Origin of the sequence: Thermococcus sp. 21S7 (assembly GCF_012027615.1) — an archaeon.
In the GTDB taxonomy this organism is placed as follows: domain Archaea; phylum Methanobacteriota_B; class Thermococci; order Thermococcales; family Thermococcaceae; genus Thermococcus.
On sequence record NZ_SNUT01000037.1, the window covers coordinates 1 to 385 of the forward strand.

At 31.4% G+C, this 385-nt stretch carries 1 protein-coding gene; it reads right to left on the reverse strand.

Features of this window, described 5'->3' with window-relative positions; translation table 11 throughout:
- On the reverse strand, positions 1 to 255 hold a 255-nt coding region (locus tag E3E51_RS13070), incomplete at its 3' end, for a hypothetical protein (protein ID WP_206204592.1).
- Between the last annotated feature and the right edge of the window lie 130 nt (positions 256 to 385).

The window sequence follows — 385 nt, forward strand, 5'->3', positions numbered from 1 at the left end:
TATTAGCACCATAAATACTGCTATTAAAACCTTCAAATCCTTCAAAAAAGCTGATTCCTTAGTATCGGTAATTTTAGACAACCAGTAGACAGCAAAAAGGTAAAGAAGCAGACCTCCAGTAACAGTTAAAGGTATTTCGTAATGAGTAAACAAATTCGCTAGAAATACAAGTGTGATGAGGACTATTATTCTTTTTGCAAGCCTTACACCTTGTCTATTAAATATTAAGTTAAGCAACAAGTAATACATAGTCAAAGCGTATACGTAATATATCCCGTGATACTCAAAAACATAAAAAGTACCAATGACAAACAAACATATGTAAGCATATCCACTAGCAAATAGAATAAATAACACCAGAACATTCAATTTTGTCATTTTCTGT